This is a genomic window from Actinoallomurus vinaceus (assembly GCF_039542055.1).
In the GTDB taxonomy this organism is placed as follows: domain Bacteria; phylum Actinomycetota; class Actinomycetes; order Streptosporangiales; family Streptosporangiaceae; genus Actinoallomurus; species Actinoallomurus vinaceus.
The window spans coordinates 657,927-678,648 of record NZ_BAABHK010000004.1 but is presented as its reverse complement, the minus strand read 5'-3'; the positions used below and the strand labels follow the sequence as shown (position 1 = coordinate 678,648).

Sequence of the window (20,722 nt, the reverse complement as noted above, 5' to 3'; positions counted from 1 at the left end):
CCGCCAACCGGGTCTTGCCCACCCCACCCGGACCCGTCAACGTCACCAACCGCGACACCGACAACAACCGCTTGACCTCGGCCACCTCATGCCGACGCCCCACGAAACTCGTCACCTCGGCCGGCAGTCCGTGCATCTGTCCGGGCCGTACGGTGTTGGATACCCCCGCCATGACATCGCCTCGGGCCCACCCGGAGCGGTCCTCCCGTTCCGGCTTACGGTCCAGGTCACAGCGTATGCGCGCCGGTAGGTCGGCGGCGACCCGTCAGCCCTCCGCGACGGTGACCGAAGCGTCCTCTGGGGCCGGTGAGGTCCTGGTGGCCGCTGTGATCGCATTTTGGGTCATTTACGGTCCTATGTGGTGAGAAAACCGAAACACACCTGAAACATCGGGCCGAAGGGTTTCACACCGCCGAAACACTCATGCCCCGTAGGTGAAACCGCGCTGCTCGAAGCTCCAGAGCAGTATCGACCACCTCACCGAAGGGACGGCCCGCATGCCGCCGGACGTTCTCAAACTCATGAATTCGGGCGACACCGCCTGGCTGCTCGCGAGTGCAGCCCTCGTCCTGCTGATGACCCCCGGCCTCGCATTCTTCTACGGCGGCATGGTCCGGCAGAAGAGCGTCCTCAACATGCTGATGATGAACTTCGCCACCATCGGCATCGTCAGCGTCCTTTGGGTCTTCTACGGCTACTCGCTCGCGTTCGCCAAGGACGTGGGGAACTACGGGATCATCGGCGGTCTCGGCAAGATCGGCCTCAAGGACACGCTGATCTCCGCCTCCGGCACGTCGCCCGAGCTGGCGTTCGTGGCCTTCCAGTTGATGTTCGCCATCATCACCCCGGCCCTCATCAGCGGCGCCGTCGCCGACCGGGTCAAGTTCGGCGCCTGGTGCGTGTTCGTCGCGATCTGGGCGACTGTCGTGTACTTCCCGGTGGCCCACTGGGTGTTCTTCTTCGGTGACCTGACCACGACCAAGGACGGCGGCTTCCTCGCCGACCACATCGGCACCCTCGACTTCGCCGGCGGCACCGCGGTCCACATCAACGCCGGTATGGCCGGCCTCGCGCTGGCGCTGGTGGTCGGCAAGCGCGTCGGCTGGCCCAAGGAGCCGATGCGGCCGCACAACGTCCCCTTCGTGCTGCTCGGCGCCGGCCTGCTGTGGTTCGGCTGGTTCGGGTTCAACGCCGGGTCCGCGCTGGCGGCCAACGCCCAGGCGTCCGTGGCGTTCGTCAACACCCAGGTCGCGACGGCCGCGGCGGCACTCGGCTGGATCATCACCGAGAAGATCCGCTACGGCAAGCCCACCGCGCTCGGCATGGCCTCCGGCGCCGTCGCCGGCCTGGTCGCGATCACCCCGGCGTGTGCCTCGGTCAACCCCGTCGGCGCGGTGATCCTCGGCATCATCGCCGGCGCGCTGTGCTCGGTGGCCGTCGGCCTGAAGAACAAGTTCGGCTTCGACGACTCGCTCGACGTCGTCGGCGTGCACGCGGTCGGCGGTGCGGCGGGCGCCCTGCTCATCGGCTTCCTCGCCACCCCCACGGTGACCGGCATCCTCACCCCCGCCAAGGGCGACGGGCCCGCGGGCCTGCTGTACGGCGGCGGGTTCAGCCAGCTCGGCAAGCAGGCGATCGGTGTCGTGATGGTCGCGGTGTACTCCTTCGTCATCACCTGGGTCATCGCCAAGGTCCTCGACAAGATCATGGGCCTGCGCGTCAGCGAGGAGGACGAGGTGTCCGGCATCGACCTCGCCGCCCACGCCGAGACCGCGTACGAGATCAGCCCCTCTCACGGCGGCACGCCCGGATCGGGCATCCTGGCGACGCTCACCGTCGGCAAGGCGACCGCCGGCGATGAGGCGGCATCCAACGGCGGTCCGACGCCTGCGGAGCCGGGCGACAAGAAGGTGGAGGCGGAGGCATGAAGCTCGTCACCGCGGTGATCAAGCCCTTCAAGCTGGACGACGTCAAGGCGGCGCTGGAGACGTTCGGCGTGCACGGCATGACGGTCAGCGAGGCCAGCGGGTACGGCCGCCAGCGCGGCCACACCGAGGTCTACCGGGGCGCGGAGTACAAGGTCGACCTCGTTCCCAAGCTCCGCGTCGAGGTCCTCGTCGACGACGAGGACGCCGACGACATCGTCGACGTGATCGTCAAGGCGGCCCAGACCGGCAAGATCGGCGACGGCAAGGTCTGGTCGATCCCGGTCGACACCGTCGTCCGCGTCCGTACCGGGGAGACCGGGCCGGAGGCGCTGTAAGCGTGGCGGACGTGATCGGGGAAACGCACGGCCCGGTGGGCGAGGTCGTCCCACCGGGCCGTGAGGCCTCCAGGACCTCCGCGACGGCCGAGGCCCGTGCCACGCTCGGGGCGGCACGGGCCGCGCGCGCCCTGGAGCTGGACCGCGAGCTCGCCCGCCTGCTCGGCGCCGAGGCCGACGTGGCGCTGCTCGCCGTGGGCAGCCACGGGCGCGAGGAGCTCACCCCGGGCGGCGACCTCGACCTGGTCCTCCTGCACCGGGGCCGGCCCGACATCTCCGCCCTCGCCGACCGCGTCTGGTATCCGATCTGGGACTCGGGGCAGCGCCTCGACCACTCGGTGCGCACCCCCGAGGAGGGGCGTGCCGTCGCCCGCGAGGACATGAAGGCCGCCCTCGGCCTGATCTCGGCCCGGCACGTCGCCGGCGACCCGGCGCTGACGCGGGAACTGCGCGAGGCCGTCCTGACCGACTGGCGGGCCGACGCCCGCCGGCGCCTCCTGGAGCTGCGGGAGATGTCCCGGTCCCGCTGGAGCCGCTACGGCGAGCTGGCGTTCCTCCTCGAGCCCGACCTGAAGGAGTCGCGCGGCGGGCTGCGCGACGTCCACGCGATCCAGGCGGTCGCGGCGGCCTGGGTGGCGCCCGCCCCGACGGCCCGGGTGCGGGAGGCGTACGACCTGCTCCTCGATATCCGGCACGCACTGCACGAGCACACCGGGCGCGGAGGCGACCGCCTCGTGCTCCAGGAGCAGGACGCCGTGGCCGGCGCGCTCGGCCTCCTGGACGCGCACGCCCTGCTGCGCGCCGTCGCCGAGGCGGCGCGCACCGTCACGTACGCCGCCGACCACATGTGGCGCACGGTGAGCCGCTTCTGCTCTCCGCCGGGCCGCCCCGTCCGCAGGCCGCTCGCCGACGGCGTCGTCGAGCAGGATGGCGAGGTCGTCCTCGCGCTCGGCGCCGCCCCCGCGAAGGACCCGGTGCTCGTGCTCCGCGCCGCCGCGGCGGCCGCGCAGACGGGCCTGCCCCTCGCCATCGCGACCGTCGAGAAGCTGGCCAAGGAGGCCGCGCCGCTTCCCGTCCCCTGGCCGCCGGAGGCCCGCGACGCGCTGGTCACCCTGCTCGGCGCCGGCCCCGCCGCGATCGGCGTGTGGGAGGCGCTCGACCAGGCCGGCCTGATCGTCCGGCTCCTGCCCGACTGGGAACGCGTCCGCAACCGCCCGCAGCGCAACCCCGTCCACACCTTCACCGTCGACCGGCACCTCGTGGAGACCGCCGCCCGCGCCGCCGCGCACACCCGCGACGTCGCCCGGCCGGACCTCCTGCTCGTCGGTGCCCTCCTGCACGACATCGGCAAGGGCTGGCCCGGCGACCACTCCCGTACGGGCGCGGTCATGGCCCGCGACCTCGGGCAGCGCCTCGGGTTCGACGCCGCCGACGTGCGCGCGCTCGAGGCGATCGTCCGGCACCACCTGCTGCTGCCGGAGACCGCGACCCGGCGCGACCTCGACGACCCCGTCACGATCGAGACGGTGGCCGAGGCCATCGGCGACCCCGTCGTGCTGGAGACCCTCGCCGCCCTCGCCGTCGCCGACGGGCAGGCGACCGGACCGGCCGCGTGGGGCGCCTGGAAGGCCCGCCTCGTCGCCGAGCTGGCCCGCCGGGTCGCGGCGGTGCTCGCCGGCGCGCCGCCGCCCGTGGCGCCCGACCCCACCCCCGAACAGCTGGCCCTCGCCCGCCACGGAGGCGGCGCCGTCCGCGTCACCGGCTCGCGGATCACGATGGTGGCCCCCGACCGCTCCGGCCTGCTCTGGCAGGCGGCGGGCGTGCTCGCGCTGCACCGCCTCGCCGTCCGCGGCGCCCGTACGGTGTCCTGGGCGGCGGTCGCGCACGGGCCGGACGGCGACGGACGTCCGCACCAGGGGGACACGGCCGTCCTGGAGTTCATCGCCGTCCCCGAGTACGGCTCCGGACCCGACCCGGCGGCCCTGGAGGCCGACCTGCGGCGCGTCCTCGCCGGGCGCCTCGACGTCGCGGCCCGGCTGGAACGCCGCGCCCGGTCGTACAAGCCCCGCAAGGGGGTCCCGGTGCCGCCGCCGCGCGTCACCCTCCTCGACGACGCCTCGAGCACCGCGACGGTCATGGAGGTACGCGCCCACGACCGGCCGGGCCTGCTCTGGCGGATCGGGCACGCCCTCGGCTCCTGCGGCGTCCAGGTGCGCGGGGCCCGCGTGGAGACGCTCGGCGCGGAGGCCGTCGACGTCTTCTACATCGTCGACGAGGACGGGCATCCGCTCGCCGATCTCGCGCTGCGCGAGACCATCCGCCGCAGCGTCCTCGACGTCGTGCGCTGACCTGCGAATTCCTGACCGCCGGATGAAGAGCGCCCGAAATGCCCGTGTAGCGCATTGACGGTGCCCGTGGTGACCGTGAGGCTGCTGGACGTTGGAGAGCCTCAGGAGGTCCAGTGTCCAACGTCCATGTCACCAAGGGCAGACCGGCCGTCACCCGCGCGGTCGTGCCCGCCCTTGTCCTCGCCCTGTCCGGTGCCGCGGCGACACCCGCCCTCGCCGCCGGCGTCCCCACGGTCCAGCGCGGCCACGACCGGACGGTGACCTTCCGTACCGGTCACGCCGGCGAGGCGTTCGTCACCGTCACCGCCGCGGCTCCGGGAGTGTCCTGGGCCGTCAAGGGACGCGAGTCGGCGGTCCTGTCGCTGTTCGTCGATGGCCGGTACGCCACCGACGACGTCGTTCCCGCCGCCTTCCCGATCAAGCGGGAGTTCGCCCTCGGACAGCTGTCCGCGGGCCGTCACACGCTGCGGCTCAGCGTGGCCGCCGACCGCTCGCCGGGCAAGAGCGTACGGGTGTCCGGCCTGACGTTCCGTACGGTCGCGGTCGGCTCGGCGTCGTACACCGACATGGCGCACGCGCCCGTCCTGTACGGCCGCAACGGCACCGGCGGCACCTCGACCGGGCCGTTCCAGAACGCCGCCACCGACACGCCGCTGGTCGCCTGGCACGAGGACGTCCCGGCCACGACGCCGGGGCACCGGCTGCTCACGTACTCCTACATCTGGAGCAACGAGGACGGCGGCACGTCCACGCCGCAGCTCATGGCGCGCTGGGGCCGGACGTCCGACATCGAGTGGATCTACCAGGTCGAGGTCGACGCGCAGGGCAAGCGGGTCCCCGGCACCGCCGTCTTCCAGGCGCCGAACCACGTCACGCAGCCGTTCGCGGGCACGTACGAGGGCGACCACCCGCTCCTGGAGACCTGCACCCTGAACAACAACATCTGCGACAAGATCGACGACCCGATGCGGTTCTCGCTGTCCACCGCGCAGACGCTCGACGCGGCCACCGAGGCCCGTGAGCAGGTCATGGACCGCAACCCGTGGACGTACTGGGTGGTGGCGGCGGAGGCGCGCCGGGAGGGACGCGTGGTGGCGGATCCGCCGACCACGTCCCAGACCCTCATCGCCGACCCGCGCGACTACCTCTACCTCGTCGTGCGCAAGCAGACCGTCAACCCGCCGAACGGCACCGACTGGGTGGGCCTGTCGATCGGCGTCCGGCTCAAGGGCGACCCGACGCTGTACCGCTCGGACCACCTGTTCCCGGACCGCTCCATCAACCGCGACCTGCCCGCGGCCACGACGGTCCAGCTCCCGCCGGGGACGAAGCCGTCCGACATCGCCGAGGTCACCGGCATCCGCGTGCCCGCCACGAGCAAGGACACCGGCGCCACGATCAAGGTGCAGGCCATCAACCGGGCGTTCTTCCTCGGCCGGAACGACGAGCCCGGCACGTCGTTCATCGCCGGCCCCACGCCCGCGACCCTGACCCCGCAGAACCCGACCGCCGTCCTGTACACGGCTCCGGCCTCCGCCGGCTGAGGCACCCGCACGGGCGTTCTCCGGACAATCTCCGGAGAACGCCCGTCGGCCGTCAGAACGGGTCGGTGAGCTCGCCCAGCTTGGAGGTGAGCTGGAGGTTCTCCGAGTAGTCGACCGGAACGGTGATCACCGACACGGTGTCCTGCTCGAGGGCCTCGCGCAGGATCGGCAGGAGCGCGTCCGCCGACTCGACCCGGTAGCCCTTGGCGCCGAAGCTCTCGGCGTACTTCACGAAGTCCGGGTTGCCGAACTCGACGTTGGAGTCGCGGCCCATCTCCAGGTCCATCTTCCACTCGATGAGGCCGTACGCCTTGTCCTCCCAGATCAGCACCGTGATCGGGGTGTTCTCCCGTACGGCGGTCTCCAGCTCCTGGGAGTTCATCAGGAACGCGCCGTCACCGGTGGCGGCCAGCACCTTCCGCCCGGGATAAGCGAGCTTGGCGGCGATCGCGCCCGGCACCGAGAAGCCCATCGACGACAGGCCGTTCGACACGAGCAGCGTGTTCGGCTCGTACGTCGGGTACATCCGCGCCATCCACATCTTCACCGCGCCGGTGTCGGCCAGGACGATGTCGTGCCGGCCCATCGCCTCCCGGATGTCGGTGACGATGCGGCGCGGGGACATGGGGAACCGGTCCTCCACGCGACCGCGGTCCAGCTCCTCGTGGAGCATCCGCCGGATCTTCTCTCCGGTGCCGCGCATGTCGAAGCGGCGGCGCACGGCGTCGGTGAGCGCCCGGACGCTGGACCGGATGTCGCCCTGGATGCCCACCTCGACGGGGTAGTGGTCGTCCACCTCGGCCGGGAACCGGTGAATGTGGATGATCTTCTTGTCGCCGTGCGGGTTGATCTTGACCGGGTCGAACTCCTGGAGCTCGTACCCGACGCAGATGAGGACGTCCGCCTCGTCGAAGCCGAAGTTGACGTAGTCGTGGCGCATGAAGCCGACCGCGCCGAGCGCGTGGTCGTGATCGTCGGGGAAGACGCCCTTGCCGTTGAACGTCGTCGCCACGGGGAGCCCGAGTCGTTCGGAGAGGCGGATCAGCTCGTGGCTCGCGTGGTCGCGCGTGGCGCCGTGGCCGGCCAGCACGATCGGCTGGCGGGCCAGCGCGATGATGTCGGCGGCGCGCGCGATCTGGGCGGGGGAGGGCTCGTTCGGGCGTACGACGTTGATCGGGAGCGGTTTCAGGGACGCGTCGACCTTCGCCGACTCGACGTCCTCGGGGATCGCCAGGTAGACCGCGCCGGGCCGTTCGGTCTGCGCCGTCTTGAACGCCTTGCGCACCATCTCCGGCAGCGCCTCCGGCGTCGGCGCCATGTCGGACCACTTCGTGATCGGCCGGAACAGCGACACGAGGTCGATGATCTGGTGCGACTCCTTGTAGATACGGTCCAGGCCCACCTGCGCCGAGATGGCGACGACCGGCGTGCTGTTGGTCGTCGCGTCGGCGACCCCGAGCTGCAGGTTGATCGCGCCCGGTCCGAGCGTCGCCGAGGCGACGCCGGCCCGGCCGGTCAGCCGTCCGTAGATCTCGGCCATGAACGCCGCGCCCTGCTCGTGGCGCACGAGGACGTAGCGGATGGAGGATTCGTTGAGAGCGTCGACGAAGTGAATGTTCTCCTCGCCCGGGATGCCGAAGACGTACTCGACGCCTTCCGCCTCCAGGCAGCGGACCAGGAGCCGTGCGGCCTCCACCTGCGGGTCCATGCGGACTTCCTCCCCCTTGAACGGGCTTTTTCACCTGTTCTGGGGAAGTGCCGCGAGCGGAGCGGCATTCCGCGATGTGGCCGATCACACGTTCGGCGGCGCGCGGCCCGTCCGCGACGCCGGGCCGGCGCCTCTGGTGATCCCGCGAACGCCGTGTCACAGTGATCCGTGGTGGTCGGCATGCGACGGCCGCCGAGCGGATAGTGTTGATGGTCGATCCCCGAAGCACCCTAGGACTGGTCCAGACACGTGTTCGAGACGCTTTCCGACCGTCTGACTACGGTCTTCTCCTCGCTGCGCAGCAAGGGCAAGCTGTCCGAGGACGACATCAACGCGACCGCGCGTGAGATCCGCGTCGCCCTGCTCGAGGCCGACGTGGCGCTGCCCGTCGTCAAGGACTTCATCGCGCAGATCAAAGAGCGGGCCCGCGGCGCGGAGGTCTCCCGAGCGCTGAACCCTGCCCAGCAGGTCGTCCAGATCGTCAACGAGGAGCTCATCAACGTCCTCGGCGGCGAGACGCGCCACGTGCGGTTCGCCAAGACCCCGCCGAGCGTGATCATGCTCGCGGGTCTGCAGGGCTCCGGCAAGACGACCCTGGCGGGCAAGCTGGCGCGCTGGCTCAAGAGCGAAGGGCACGCGCCGCTGCTCGTCGCCGCCGACCTCCAGCGGCCCAACGCCGTGCAGCAGCTGCAGGTCCTCGGCGAGCGGGCCGGCACCGCGGTGTACGCCCCCGAGCCCGGCAACGGCGTCGGTGACCCCGTCGAGGTCTCCCGGCAGTCGATCGAGCACGCCAAGCGCGCCCAGCACGACGTCGTCATCATCGACACCGCCGGCCGTCTCGGCATCGACGAGGAGATGATGCGCCAGGCGGCCGACATCCGCGACGCGGTCCGTCCCGACGAGATCCTCTTCGTCGTCGACGCGATGATCGGTCAGGACGCCGTCACCACCGCCCAGGCGTTCATGGACGGCGTCGGCTTCGACGGCGTGGTGCTCACCAAGCTCGACGGCGACGCCCGCGGCGGCGCGGCCCTGTCGGTCCGCCACATCACCGGCCGGCCGATCATGTTCGCGTCCACCGGTGAGAAGCTCGAGGACTTCGGCGTCTTCCACCCGGACCGGATGGCGGGCCGGATCCTCGACATGGGTGACATCCTCACCCTGATCGAGGAGACCCAGAAGCAGTTCGACGCCGAGCAGACCGAGAAGTTCGCCTCGAAGTTCGCCTCGGGTGAGGATTTCTCCCTCGAGGACTTCCTCGAGCAGATGCAGATGATCCGCAAGCTCGGCCCGATCAAGAACCTCCTCGGCATGATGCCGGGCATGGGGCAGATGCGGCAGCAGATCGACCAGATCGACGACCGCGACCTCGACCGGATCGGCGGCATCATCAACTCGATGACGCCCGACGAGCGGCAGAACCCCAAGATCATCAACGGTTCGCGACGGGCCCGCATCGCGCGCGGCTCCGGCGTCACCGTCACCGAGGTCAACAATCTCGTCACCCGGTTCTTCGACGCGCAGAAGATGATGCGTCAGGTGGCGGGCGGCATGGGCATCCCCGGCATGCCGGGTACCCGGCGCAAGCAGGCCAAGGCGGCCGCCAAGAAGGGCAAGGCCAAGGGCAAGCAGCGCAGCGGCGACCCCCGCAAGCGCGCCCAGCAGGCGGCCGGCAAGCCGCAGCGCACGGACGGCGTGCCGCAGGGCCTCCCGCCGGGCCTCGGCGGGGGGATGCCGGGGCAGCTTCCGCCCGGCTTCCAGATGCCGGACCTGAACAAGCTGCAGGGCAAGAAGAAGTAGTCCCGCCGAGGGCGGGGACGCCGACGGCCGTCTCTTCACCGGATTCTCCCGGTGAAGAGACGGCCGTCGGCGTACGTGATGCGGGGTCGCTCCCGCCGACGGAAGCCCGACCGAGGCGGGGACTCGATCCGATCGGGGCCGGACCTGTCGGTGCGTGCTCGGCCTGGGCGTCAGGGCGCGATCCGGTCGGGGACCGGATCCGTCGGTGCGGGCTCGACCCGCCCGTCAGGGCTCGATCCCATCGGGGGTCGGACTCGTCGGCGCGGGCTCGGTCCGCCCGTCAGGGGCGGTCGCCGAACTCCGCCTGGTCGACCGTCCAGGCGCGGGCCTGGTCGCTCAGCGTGAAGCCGAGCCCCGGCCTGCCGGACAGGTGCATCCGGCCGTCGCGGATCTCCAGCCGCTCGTTGAACAGCGGCTCCAGCCACTCGAAGTGCTCCACCCACGGCTCGTGCGGGTACGCCGCCGCCAGATGAAGGTGGATCTCCATCGCGAAGTGCGGCGCGAGCTGCAGGTGCCGATGGTCCGCCAGCGCGGCGAGCTTCAGGAACTGGGTGATGCCGCCGATCCGCGGCGCGTCCGGCTGGATGACGTCGGCGGCGTCGAGCCGGATCAGCTCCCAGTGCTCCGCGACGCTGGTGAGCATCTCCCCGGTGGCGATCGGCGTGTCGAGCGACCGCGCGAGCGCCGCGTGCCCCTCGGCGTCGTAGGCGTCGAGCGGCTCCTCGATCCAGACCAGGCCGAACCGCTCCAGCGCCCGGCCGATCCGCTGGGCGGTCGGCCGGTCCCACTGCTGGTTCGCGTCGACCATCAGCGGCACCTCGTCCCCGACGTGCTCGCGGACGGCCTCGAGGCGCTTCAGGTCCAGGGAGCTGTCGGGCTGGCCGACCTTGATCTTGATGCCGCCGATGCCGCGCGCCAGCGAGGCGTCGGCGTTCTCCAGCACCTGTTCGATGGGCGTGTGCAGGAACCCGCCGGAGGTGTTGTAGCAGCGTACGGAGTCCCGGTGCGCGCCGAGCAGCTTCGCGAGGGGGAGATTCGCCCGTTTGGCCTTTAGATCCCACAGCGCCACGTCGATCGCCGCGATGGCCTGGGTCGACAGGCCGCTGCGGCCGACCGACGCGCCCGCCCAGACCAGCTTGGTCCAGATTTTGCCGATGTCGCTGGGATCCTCGCCGATGAGGACCGGGGCGATCTCCTTGGCGTGCGCGAACTGGCCGGGTCCCCCCGCACGCTTCGAATAGCCGAACCCGATGCCCTCGTGCCCGTCCTCGGTGCCGATCTCGGCGAACAGGAAGGCGACCTCCGTCATCGGCCGCTGCCGGCCGGTCAGGACCTTGGCGTCACTGATCGGCGTCGCGAGCGGCAGAGTGACCGAGGACAACCGGATCCAGGAGATCCGGTCGAGTGTCGCCTCGCCGGCCTGGAAGGCGGCGGGGATCGCGTCTGCCGTAGAGGGGGGCACGTGAACTCCTTCGGATGGTGTCAGGGCCGGTCCCGCGCGTCCCGCGAGGCCGGCCCCGGGACGGAGCCGGTGTCGGTCAGTCGCGGCCGAGCTCGCCGTCGACGCGCCGCCAGATGCCCAGCGGGTTGCCGTCGCGCAGTTCGGCGGGCAGCAGGTCGGCCGGCGTGTCCTGATAGCTGACCGGCCGCAGGAACCGCTCGATCGCCCGGGTGCCGACCGACGTGGTGGCCGGGGCGGACGTGGCGGGGAAGGGACCGCCGTGCACCACGGCGTGCCCGACCTCGACGCCGGTGGGCCAGCCGTTGAACACGACGCGCCCGGCGATCAGCTCCAGCTTCGGCAGCAGCTCGGCGGCCTCCCCGTGGTCGTCCGGCGTGGCGTGGACGGTGGCGGTCAGCTGGCCTTCCAGGGACTCGGCGATCTCCACGAGCTGGGCCTGGTCCCGGACCCGTACGACGATCGACGCGGCGCCGAAGACCTCCTCCTGCAGCGCTGGGTTCGCCAGGAAGGCGGTGCCGTCGGTGACGAACAGCGCGGCCCGTCCGCCGCAGGCGATCGTCTGGTCCTCGCCGCCGCGTGCCACCTCGGCGACCTCGTCGAGCGCCTCGAGCCGCCGGACGCCCGCGTCGTACGCCTGCTGGATCCCGGGGTTCAGCATGGGCGCCACCGCGGTCTCCTGGAGCGCCGCGCCCGCCGACTCGACGAAGGCGTCCAGCCCGTCGCCGTCGATCGCGAAGACCAAGCCGGGGCTGGTGCACAGCTGGCCGACGCCGGTGGTCAGCGAGGCGACGTACGCCGGGCCGAGGTCCTTGGCCTTCTCGCGGAGCGCGCCGGGCAGCAGGAACACCGGGTTGACGCTGGACATCTCGGCGTAGACCGGGATCGGGACGGGACGCGCGGCGGCGGCCGCGACGAGCGCGAGACCGCCCTGCCGGGACCCGGTGAACCCGACGGCCCTGATCCGGGGGTCGGTCACGAGGGCGATGCCCAGCTCACGGCCGCCGTGCAGCAGCGAGAAGGTGCCCTCCGGCAACCCGTGCTCGGCGACCGCCGCCCGGATCGCCCGGCCGACCAGCTCCGAGGTGCCGGGGTGGGAGGGGTGCGCCTTGACGACCACGGGGGCGCCGGCGGCGAGCGCGGACGCGGTGTCCCCGCCCGCGACGGAGAAGGCCAGCGGGAAGTTGCTCGCCGCGAACACCGCGACCGGTCCGAGCGGGATCTTCCGCTGCCGCAGGTCGGGGCGGGGGAGCGGCGTACGGTCGGGGATCGCCGGGTCGATGCGGGCGCCGAGCCAGCTCCCCTCCCGTACGACACGGGCGAACAGCCGCAGCTGGTTGGTGGTGCGGGCCAGCTCCCCCTTCACCCGGGCCTCGGGGATGCCGGTCTCGGCCGTCACCCGGTCGGTCAGCGTCGTGCCCAACCCGTCGATCCGGTCGGCGACGGTCTCGAGGAACGCCGCCCGGGTCTCCTGATCGGTCTCGCGGTACGTGCCGAACGCATCCCACGCGAGGGCGGCCGCGCGCTCGACGTCGGCCGGGGCGCCGAAGCGGTACGCCGGCTCCAGGCGTTCGCCGCTGCGGGGGTCGACGCCGTGGAACTCCTCACCGGTGCCGGGGACGTCCTGCGCGCCGATCAACTGCTGCCCGGACAACGTCACATCCTGCACGGTCATCGTCAGCTCACCTTCTTCACGAGGGTCGCGAGCTCCGCGAGCTCGCCGTCGTCGAGGTCGGTCAACGGAGGGCGGACCGGACCGGCGGGCCGGCCGACGACCTTCATGCCCGCCTTGACGATGCTCACCGCGTAACCGGGACGACGATTACGGATCGCACAGTACGGCAGGACGAATTCGTCCAGATGACGGCGTACCCGGTCGCGGTCGCGCGTGCGTACGGCGTCGTAGAAGTCCAGCGCGAACTCGGGGACGAAGTTGAAGAGGGCCGAGGAGTAGGTGGTCACGCCGAGTTCGAGGTACGGCAGCGCGAAGGTCTCCGCCGTGGGCAGCCCGCCGATGTAGGTGAGCCGGTCGCCGAGCCGGGTGTGGATCCGCGTCATCAGCTCCAGGTCGCCGACGCCGTCCTTGAACCCCACAAGGTTCGGGCAGTCGTCGGCCAGCCCGGCGACGGTGGTGTCCTGGTAGACGGCGTTGGCCCGGCTGTAGATGATCACGCCGAGGTCGGTGGCCGCGCAGACGGCGCGGACGTGCGCGGCCAGCCCCTCCTGCGTCGACTCGGTGAGGTACGGCGGCAGCAGCAGGACGCCGTGGGCGCCGGCGCGCTCGGCGCCGCGGGCGAGCTCGACGGCGGTCGCCGTGCCGTACCCGGCCGGGGCGATCACCGGGACGTCGCGGACCTCGTCGACGGCGGCGGTGACCACCTGGTCGACCTCGGCGAGGGTGAGCGAGAAGAACTCGCCGGTGCCCCCGGCGGCGAACAGGCCGGCGGCGGGGTGTCCGGCGAGCCGCCCGATGTTCTCGCGGTAGGCCGCCTCGTCGAAGGAGAGGTCGTCGCGGAAGTGCGTGACCGGGAACGACAACAGGCCGGAGCCCAACCGTCGGGCGACCTCACCGGGGGAGTACTGGGCCATGTCGTACGGGGGCTCCTTCGCTGCGCGCGTGTCCGGTACGGGTCGAAGCTAAGATGCGCAACTGATCCACGTCCAACTCAAAAAACGCATCCATTGATACAAGCGGGGTATCGATGTACACGCTGTCCCAGCTGACCGGGTTCATCGCCGTCGCCGAGGAGCTCCACTTCGGCCGGGCCGCCGCTCGGCTGCGGATGACCCAGCCCCCGCTGAGCCGGCAGATCCAGCTCCTGGAGAACGACCTCGGCGTCCGGCTGTTCGACCGCACCAACCGTTCGGTGGAGCTCACGCACGCCGGCCGTGCCTTCCTCGTCGAGGCCCGCCGGATCATCCGGCAGGCCGAGCACGCGGCGCTCGCGGCCCGCCAGGTGTCGGCCGGCGAGGCCGGCAGCATCACCGTCGGCTTCACCGCCGCCAGCGCGTACACCGCGCTCGGGGGCCTGCTCGAGGCCGCGCAGGAGGCCCTGCCGCGCGTCGAGGTGGTGCTGCGCGAGATGGTGACCATGGACCAGCTGGAGGCGATCTCCGAGGGGACGCTCGACCTCGGCCTGGTCCGGCCCCCGATCACCCGGCCGGACCTCGACTCACGGCTGGTCGCCCGCGAGCCCCTGGTCGCCGCGCTGCCGGCGGGGCATCCGCTGGCCGAGCCGGACCGCCCGTTGCGCGTCGCCGACTTCGACGGACAGCGGTTCATCATGTACTCCCCGATCGAGGCGCGGTACTTCCACGAGCTGCTGATCAGCGTCTTCCGCGCGGCCGGGGTCGCCCCGGTCTTCGCGCAGTACCTCAGCCAGGTGCACAGCATCCTCGGCCTGGTCGGCGGCGGATGGGGCGTGGCGCTCGTGCCGTCCGCGGCCACGCGGCTGCACCCGGAGGACGTGGTCTTCCGCCCGCTGGAGCCGCCCGACCCCGCCCCCGTCGAGCTGTGCCTGGCGTGGCGGAAGAGCAACGACAACCCGGCCCTGCGTCCCCTCCTCGCCCGCCTGCGACGCGATGACCCGGCCCCCCGGGGAGGGCCGAGAAGCCGAGTACCTCTTCCGGCATCCGGCGCCTCGGCAGGGGAGGACCCGTTCGCCTCATCTCATGCGGAGGCCGCCGAAGCGGCGCGCTGACACGGCGGAGAGCGATCGATTGCCACTTCACCGCCATCGTCTGGCAGAATGGCATGCTGGAAAACCGGACCGGGCAGGGCCCTCTCTCACCTGTTCACCGGTGTCCATCCGAGCGGCGGCTCCGGTCCCCACCCGGTTCTCATCGCTCATCCATTTCGAATCGGAGAACACCACACCCGTGGCAGTCAAGATCAAGCTCAAGCGTCTGGGGAAGATCCGGGCTCCGTACTACCGGATCGTCGTCGCCGACTCCCGCACCAAGCGTGACGGGCGTGCGATCGAGGAGATCGGCAAGTACCACCCGAAGGAGGAGCCCTCGCTCATCGAGGTCGACTCCGAGCGGGCACAGTACTGGCTGAGCGTCGGCGCGCAGCCGACCGAGCCGGTTCTGGCGATCCTCAAGGTCACCGGCGACTGGCAGAAGTTCAAGGGCGAGCCGGGCGCCGAGGGCACGCTGAAGGTCGCCGAGCCGAGGCCCGACAAGCAGGAGGTCTTCCAGGCCGCCGTCAAGGAGACCCTGGACGAGGCCGAGGGCAAGGCGACCACGCCCAAGTCCAAGAAGAAGGCCGAGCCGAAGAAGGCCAAGAGCGAGGCGGAGGAGTCGGCGTCGACCGAGGAGACCTCCGAAGCCAAGAGCGAGGCCTAAGGTGCTCGAGGAGGCGCTCGAGCACCTGGTGCGCGGAATCGTCGAGCACCCGGACGACGTCCGGGTGCGCGCCCGCAGGCTGCGCAACGGCAGGGTCCTCGAGGTGCGCGTGCACCCCGACGACCTCGGCAAGGTCATCGGCCGCAACGGCCGTACGGCCAAGGCCCTGCGCACCGTGATCGGCGCCCTCGCGGGCGGCCGGTACATCCGCGTCGACCTTCTCGACCTCAACGAGGCTCGATAGTGCTCACGGTCGTCACTCTTCGCCGGAGCGGCCCGACCACCGGCGGAGCGGCTTGATGCTGCTCGCCGTCGGCCGCATCGGACGGGCCCACGGCGTCCACGGCGAGGTGAGCGTCGAGGCGAGCACCGATGACCCTGGCGCGCGATTCGCGCCAGGGTCATCGCTTGCCACCGATCCGTCCCACCTCGGCCCGCTGACCGTGGAGTCCGTACGACCGCACGCCGGGCGTCTCCTCGTGCGCTTCGCCGGCTTCGACGACCGTACGGCGGCGGAGGCGCTGCGCGGCGTCCTCCTGCTGGTCGACGCCGCCGACATCGCGCCCAGCGACGACCCGGACGAGTTCCACGACCAGGAGCTCATCGGCCTCCTCGCGGTGACCACGGACGGCACCGAGATCGGGGAGGTCGTGGACGTCGAGCACCTCGGCCAGGACCTCCTGGTCATCCGCCGCCCCGGCGGCGACGCGCTCGTGCCGTTCGTCCACGCGCTCGTCCCCGAGGTCGACGTGCCCGGCGGGCGGATCGTCCTCGACCCTCCTCCCGGCCTGCTCGAGTGAGCCCCGCCGCCGCGAGCGCGCGACCCGGCCGCCGCGACGGCGCCACACCGCGGCATCCCGCCGACGTTCGCCCGTCAGGCGGTTGCGACGGTGCCACTTCCCGGGAACCCGCCGGTGTTCCCCGGTTCGGCGGCCACAGGGGCGTTGTGCGGCGGGAAGCGGCCGGTGCTCGCGCGTCCGGGCGGTCGCGGCGGCGCCACCCCGTGGGAGCCCGCCGATGTTCGCCGGCTCGGCGGCCGCGACGGTGCCATGCGGCGGGAGTCGGTCGGCGTACGGGCGGCTGCGGCGGCACCGTTCGGCGGAAGGCCGCCGGCGTTCGCGTGTCCCGGCGCTGTCGCGCACACTGAAGACAGGATTCACGGAGCGCCCATGAGACTCGACATCGTCACGATCTTTCCCGAGTACTTCGCCCCCCTCGACGTCTCCCTGCTGGGCAAGGCGCGGCGGCGCGGCGACGTCGACATGCACGTACACGATCTCCGGGACTGGGCGCACGACCGCCACCGCACCGTCGACGACACCCCGTATGGCGGTGGCCCCGGCATGGTGATGAAACCGGAGCCGTGGGGTGAGGCGCTGGACACCGTCGTGCCTCCTCCTTCCCGAGCGCGTCTCGTCGTACCGACGCCGAGCGGCCGTCCCTTCACGCAGGAACTCGCCACGGAGTACGCCGCCGAGCCCTGGCTGGTGTTCGCGTGCGGACGGTACGAAGGGATCGACGCCCGCGTCATCGAGGACGCCCGGGAACGGATGCCGGTCGACGAGGTCAGCATCGGCGACTACGTTCTGGCCGGCGGCGAGGTCGCCGTCCTCGTGATCGTCGAGGCGGTCACCCGGCTGCTGCCCGGCGTTCTCGGCAACGCCGAATCCGTGAGCGACGACTCGTTCGCGCCGGGTCGCATGGAGGCCCTGCTCGAAGGCCCCGTCTACACCAAGCCGGCGACCTGGCGCGGGCGCGACGTGCCCGAGGTGCTGATGTCCGGCAACCACGCCGCGATCGCCCGGTGGCGGCGCGATCAGGCGTTGGGGCGCACCGCCGAACGACGGCCGGAGCTGATCGCCCGAAACCGGCTGGACGAGGCCGACCGCCGGGCCCTCACCGAGGCCGGTTTTCCGGTTGACGCCGAACCTATGGCACACTGAGACGTCACCCCGGTTCTCATGCTGGGCGTGTCCAGACTTTCCAGAAGATCCCATCGCGCGCCGGCACCCCGTTGTCGCGCGCGTTTTCACCACGAGGAACCGCAGTCATGCACACCCTGATCCAGGAGATCGAGAAGGCCGCGATGCGGTCTGACGTACCGGACTTCCGCCCGGGTGACACGCTCAAGGTTCACGTGCGCGTGACCGAGGGCAACCGGAGCCGCATCCAGGTCTTCCAGGGCGTGGTGATCCGGCGTCAGGGCGGTGGCGCTCGCGAGACGTTCACCGTCCGCAAGGTCAGCTACGGCGTCGGCGTGGAGCGGACCTTCCCGCTCAACAGCCCGTCCATCGACAAGATCGAGGTCGTCACCCGCGGTGACGTCCGGCGCGCCAAGCTCTACTACCTCCGCGAGCTGCGCGGCAAGGCCGCCCGCATCAAGGAGAAGCGCGACAACTGAGCGGCGCGATTCCCGCTTCCGGCCCTGGCACGCCCATCGGCGCGCCGGGGCCTTTTCCTTGCCGGGAAAAGGGATTTCCCGGCACGCCGCAGACGACACGCTGACGTTGGCCGTCCCAAGCGCCTCAGGGCATTAGGCTTCCCCTGATGACTGACGACGAGCAGGGCCTGCGCGAGCCCGCGGCCACCGCCGGCGACACGCGCCACGAGGCATCGCAGAACGGCCGGGAGGGCGCGCGCTCCGCGGATCGGGATCCGGGGGACGAGCGATCGGAGACCCCGGAGGCCACCGAGGCCGCCGCATCGGGATCGTCGGGATCGTCCGGACCGGACGGCGACGACTCCGCCGGCGACGGCAAGGGCTCGCGGAAGAAGAAGCAGGGCTCCTTCTGGAAGGAGCTGCCGATCCTGATCGGGGTCGCCCTCGCCCTGGCCATGGTCATCAAGGCGTTCGCGGTCCAGGCGTTCTACATCCCGTCGCAGTCGATGGAGAACACCCTCAAGGTCGGCGACCGGGTCCTGGTGAACAAGATCGTCTACCACACCCGGGACATCAAGCGCGGCGACGTCGTCGTCTTCAACGGGCTCGACTCCTGGGACCCCGAGGTCCAGTACTCCGAGCCGAGCAACCCGGTCTCCAAGGTCCTGCGCGCCATCGGCAGCGCCTTCGGCGTCGTCCCGGGCGAGAAGGACTACATCAAACGGGTCATCGGCGTGCCCGGTGACCACGTGGCGTGCTGTGACGCCCAGGGCCGCGTGACCGTCAACGGTCACCCGCTCGACGAGCAGGCGTACCTCTACACGGACCCGGAGACCCACGAGCAGAACAAGCCGTCCGACGCCAAGTTCAAGATCACCGTGCCTCCGGGGCGGCTCTGGGTGATGGGCGACCACCGTGAGGTCTCCTACGACTCCCGCGGCCATCTGGGCGACCCCGGCGGCGGCACGATCCCCGAGAGCCGGGTCGTCGGCCGCGCGTTCGTCGTCGTCTGGCCCGTCACCCGGGTCAAGACGCTGCCGATCCCCAAGACGTTCGGACAACCGGGCCTGGCCCTCGCGAACGCCACGCTGCCCGCCGTACCGCTGGCACTCGGGTTCGCCGGCGCCATCCCGGTCACCCTGCTGCGCAGACGCCTCCTCACCGGTCCCTCGCCACGCCGCCGCGGCCGCCGCCGCTCCCGCCGCTCCCGCCGCACCTCGGAGTGATCGCTCTTACCGTCACGCCCGTTGTAGGCGCCGTTGGTGTGGTCGCTGCTGTGGTCGTGTCTGCTGTGCGTCGCGTCGGTGTGATCGCTTCGGCGGTCGCTTCCGTCGCACGTGGCGCTGGGGTGATCACGGCTGCGGACAGGTCCGCCGTACGCGGCGTTGTGGTGGTCGGTCTTGCGGTCGTGTCCGCTGCGCGTCGCGTCGGCGTGATCGCCTCGGCTGTCGCTTCCGCCGCGCGTGGTGCCGGAGTGGTCACTGCTGTGGATGGGGCCGTCGCGGGCGGCGCTGGGGTGGCCGCTTCCGCGGTCACGTCCGCTGCGCGTGGTGCCGGAGCGATCGACCCGGCGAATAGGCCCGCTGTGGACGGCGTTCCGTCCCGGTCGCGCCCTCACGCGACGTACCCTGCCTGATGTGTACATCGATGTCCGGGCTCACCGTCCTCGTGGCCTCACCCCTCGACGTGACGTCGGCATGTACGCGTACGAGCGGGTGCTGGAACGTGCCGGTCTCGGGCCGGTGGCCGGGGTCGACGAGGCGGGCCGCGGCGCGTGCGCCGGGCCACTGGTCGTCGCGGCCGTGATCCTCGGACCGGAGCGTCGTCGCCGCATCGAGGGGCTGGCGGATTCGAAACTGCTCACCGCCGCCCGCCGGGAGCAGCTCTACGAGGAGATCACGACCACGGCCCTGGCCTGGCACGCCCTGGTGGTCCCGTGCCAGGAGATCGACCGGATCGGCCTGCACCGCTGCAACATCGCCGGGATGCGGCGGGCGCTGGCGGCTCTCGGTGTGATCCCCGGTTATGTCCTCACGGACGGGTTCCCGGTCCCGGGCATCGTCGCGCCGACGCTGCCGGTGCCGAAGGGCGATCGGGTGGCGGCCTGTGTCGCCGCAGCGTCGATCGTGGCGAAGGTGACCCGAGACCGGATCATGACCGGACTGCACGAGCGTTATCCGATGTACGGCTTCGGCGTTCACAAGGGGTACGTCACCCGCGCGCACGCCGCGGCGTTGGAGGAGCATGGACCTTGTCCTGAACATCGGCTCTCCTTCGTCAACGTGGCCCGGGTGGCCACGACGGAGGCCGGGCCGAAAAACGGCGCCTCAGAGGCTGGGGAGATCGATTGGGAGGCGTCACACTATGAGGACACCGCCGACCAGGCGGACGTCGCCTGAGCCGCGGCACGGGGAGGGAACGCGAGTATGAGCGCAGAAGACCTCGAGAAGTACGAGACCGAGATGGAGCTCCAGCTCTACCGCGAATACCGCGATGTCGTCGGCCTCTTCACGTACGTCGTCGAGACCGAGCGCCGGTTCTATCTCACCAACAACGTCGATCTACAGGTGCGCAGCACCGACAATGGCGAGACCTACTTCGAGGTGTCGATGCAGGACGCGTGGGTGTGGGACATGTACCGCCCCGCGCGCTTCGTGAAGAACGTCCGGGTCGTGACGTTCAAGGACGTCAACGTCGAGGAACTCGCCAAGAGCGACCTGGAACTACCCGAAAACTGACACACCCCCGACGACGGCGACACCGGGCGGGCGGCACCAATGTGCCGCCCGCCCTCGCGTTGATCGCTCCCGAGGCCCGTCACATCGCAGGTGCCCCACGCCCGTGCCGGCGGCCGCCACGCGGCCCGGCAGGCT

Annotated in this window: 18 protein-coding genes; 14 read left to right on the top strand and 4 right to left on the bottom strand. The window is 71.3% G+C overall.

The features are described 5' to 3' along the window. Positions 1–497: 497 nt before the first annotated feature. The 4 genes from ABEA24_RS18770 (at position 498) to ABEA24_RS18755 (ending at position 6,155) form a co-directional block, all read left to right on the top strand. Entirely contained in the window at positions 498–1,928 is a 1,431-nt protein-coding gene (locus tag ABEA24_RS18770; RefSeq protein WP_345432177.1) for an ammonium transporter, read from the top strand. After that, positions 1,925–2,263 (top strand): P-II family nitrogen regulator, encoded by a 339-nt coding sequence (locus tag ABEA24_RS18765; RefSeq protein WP_345432176.1) that lies wholly within the window; start codon positions 1,925–1,927, stop codon positions 2,261–2,263. Before ABEA24_RS18770 ends, ABEA24_RS18765 begins: the two co-directional genes overlap by 4 nt. An 11-nt stretch (positions 2,264–2,274) precedes the next feature. Next, positions 2,275–4,611 (top strand): [protein-PII] uridylyltransferase, encoded by a 2,337-nt coding sequence (locus ABEA24_RS18760; RefSeq protein ID WP_345432175.1) that lies wholly within the window; start codon positions 2,275–2,277, stop codon positions 4,609–4,611. A 113-nt stretch (positions 4,612–4,724) separates the two neighbouring features. Beyond that, a complete protein-coding gene (locus ABEA24_RS18755) occupies positions 4,725–6,155 on the top strand; it encodes a hypothetical protein (RefSeq protein WP_345432174.1) in 1,431 nt (476 codons plus the stop codon). Between the two features lie 52 nt (positions 6,156–6,207). On the opposite strand, the gene ABEA24_RS18750 is transcribed toward ABEA24_RS18755, so the two are convergent. Next, positions 6,208–7,863: an acetolactate synthase large subunit gene (locus tag ABEA24_RS18750; RefSeq protein ID WP_345432173.1), complete on the bottom strand. Its 1,656-nt coding sequence runs from the start codon at positions 7,861–7,863 to the stop codon at positions 6,208–6,210. Positions 7,864–8,112: 249 nt separating this feature from the next. Between ABEA24_RS18750 and ffh the strand changes: the two genes are divergently transcribed. Then, positions 8,113–9,663, top strand: coding sequence for a signal recognition particle protein (gene ffh, locus ABEA24_RS18745; RefSeq protein WP_345432172.1), 1,551 nt, complete (start codon positions 8,113–8,115; stop codon positions 9,661–9,663). Between the two features lie 280 nt (positions 9,664–9,943). On the opposite strand, the gene ABEA24_RS18740 is transcribed toward ffh, so the two are convergent. The 3 genes from ABEA24_RS18740 to kdgD form a co-directional block, all read right to left on the bottom strand. Continuing rightward, positions 9,944–11,125: an L-talarate/galactarate dehydratase gene (locus ABEA24_RS18740; protein WP_345432171.1), complete on the bottom strand. Its 1,182-nt coding sequence runs from the start codon at positions 11,123–11,125 to the stop codon at positions 9,944–9,946. A 76-nt stretch (positions 11,126–11,201) separates the two neighbouring features. Further along, positions 11,202–12,797 carry an aldehyde dehydrogenase (NADP(+)) gene (locus ABEA24_RS18735; protein WP_345432170.1) on the bottom strand — a complete coding sequence of 532 codons (1,596 nt, stop codon included), beginning with the start codon at positions 12,795–12,797 and terminating at the stop codon, positions 11,202–11,204. Between the two features lie 2 nt (positions 12,798–12,799). Beyond that, complete coding sequence (gene kdgD / locus ABEA24_RS18730; protein WP_345432169.1) at positions 12,800–13,711, bottom strand: 5-dehydro-4-deoxyglucarate dehydratase; 912 nt, start codon at positions 13,709–13,711, stop codon at positions 12,800–12,802. Positions 13,712–13,824: 113 nt separating this feature from the next. On the opposite strand from kdgD, the gene ABEA24_RS18725 reads away from it, so the two are divergent. The 9 genes from ABEA24_RS18725 (at position 13,825) to ABEA24_RS18685 (ending at position 20,587) form a co-directional block, all read left to right on the top strand. Then, on the top strand, positions 13,825–14,823 hold the full coding sequence (locus ABEA24_RS18725; protein ID WP_345432168.1) for a LysR substrate-binding domain-containing protein: 999 nt from the start codon (positions 13,825–13,827) through the stop codon (positions 14,821–14,823). Between the two features lie 178 nt (positions 14,824–15,001). Further along, entirely contained in the window at positions 15,002–15,469 is a 468-nt protein-coding gene (rpsP, locus tag ABEA24_RS18720; RefSeq protein WP_345432167.1) for a 30S ribosomal protein S16, read from the top strand. A gap of 1 nt (position 15,470) precedes the next feature. Further along, on the top strand, positions 15,471–15,713 hold the full coding sequence (locus tag ABEA24_RS18715; RefSeq protein WP_252776333.1) for an RNA-binding protein: 243 nt from the start codon (positions 15,471–15,473) through the stop codon (positions 15,711–15,713). Between the two features lie 55 nt (positions 15,714–15,768). Next, positions 15,769–16,269, top strand: coding sequence for a ribosome maturation factor RimM (gene rimM, locus ABEA24_RS18710; RefSeq protein ID WP_345432166.1), 501 nt, complete (start codon positions 15,769–15,771; stop codon positions 16,267–16,269). 369 nt (positions 16,270–16,638) lie between these two features. Next, a complete protein-coding gene (trmD, locus tag ABEA24_RS18705) occupies positions 16,639–17,412 on the top strand; it encodes a tRNA (guanosine(37)-N1)-methyltransferase TrmD (protein WP_345432165.1) in 774 nt (257 codons plus the stop codon). Positions 17,413–17,519: 107 nt separating this feature from the next. After that, a complete protein-coding gene (gene rplS / locus ABEA24_RS18700; RefSeq protein ID WP_252807910.1) occupies positions 17,520–17,870 on the top strand; it encodes a 50S ribosomal protein L19 in 351 nt (116 codons plus the stop codon). Positions 17,871–18,016: 146 nt separating this feature from the next. Next, positions 18,017–19,075, top strand: a complete 1,059-nt coding sequence (gene lepB, locus ABEA24_RS18695; protein ID WP_345432164.1) for a signal peptidase I — start codon at positions 18,017–18,019, stop codon at positions 19,073–19,075. Between the two features lie 411 nt (positions 19,076–19,486). Further along, complete coding sequence (locus tag ABEA24_RS18690; protein WP_345432163.1) at positions 19,487–20,248, top strand: ribonuclease HII; 762 nt, start codon at positions 19,487–19,489, stop codon at positions 20,246–20,248. 27 nt (positions 20,249–20,275) lie between these two features. Then, positions 20,276–20,587: a DUF2469 domain-containing protein gene (locus tag ABEA24_RS18685; RefSeq protein WP_345432162.1), complete on the top strand. Its 312-nt coding sequence runs from the start codon at positions 20,276–20,278 to the stop codon at positions 20,585–20,587. Positions 20,588–20,722 lie beyond the last annotated feature (135 nt).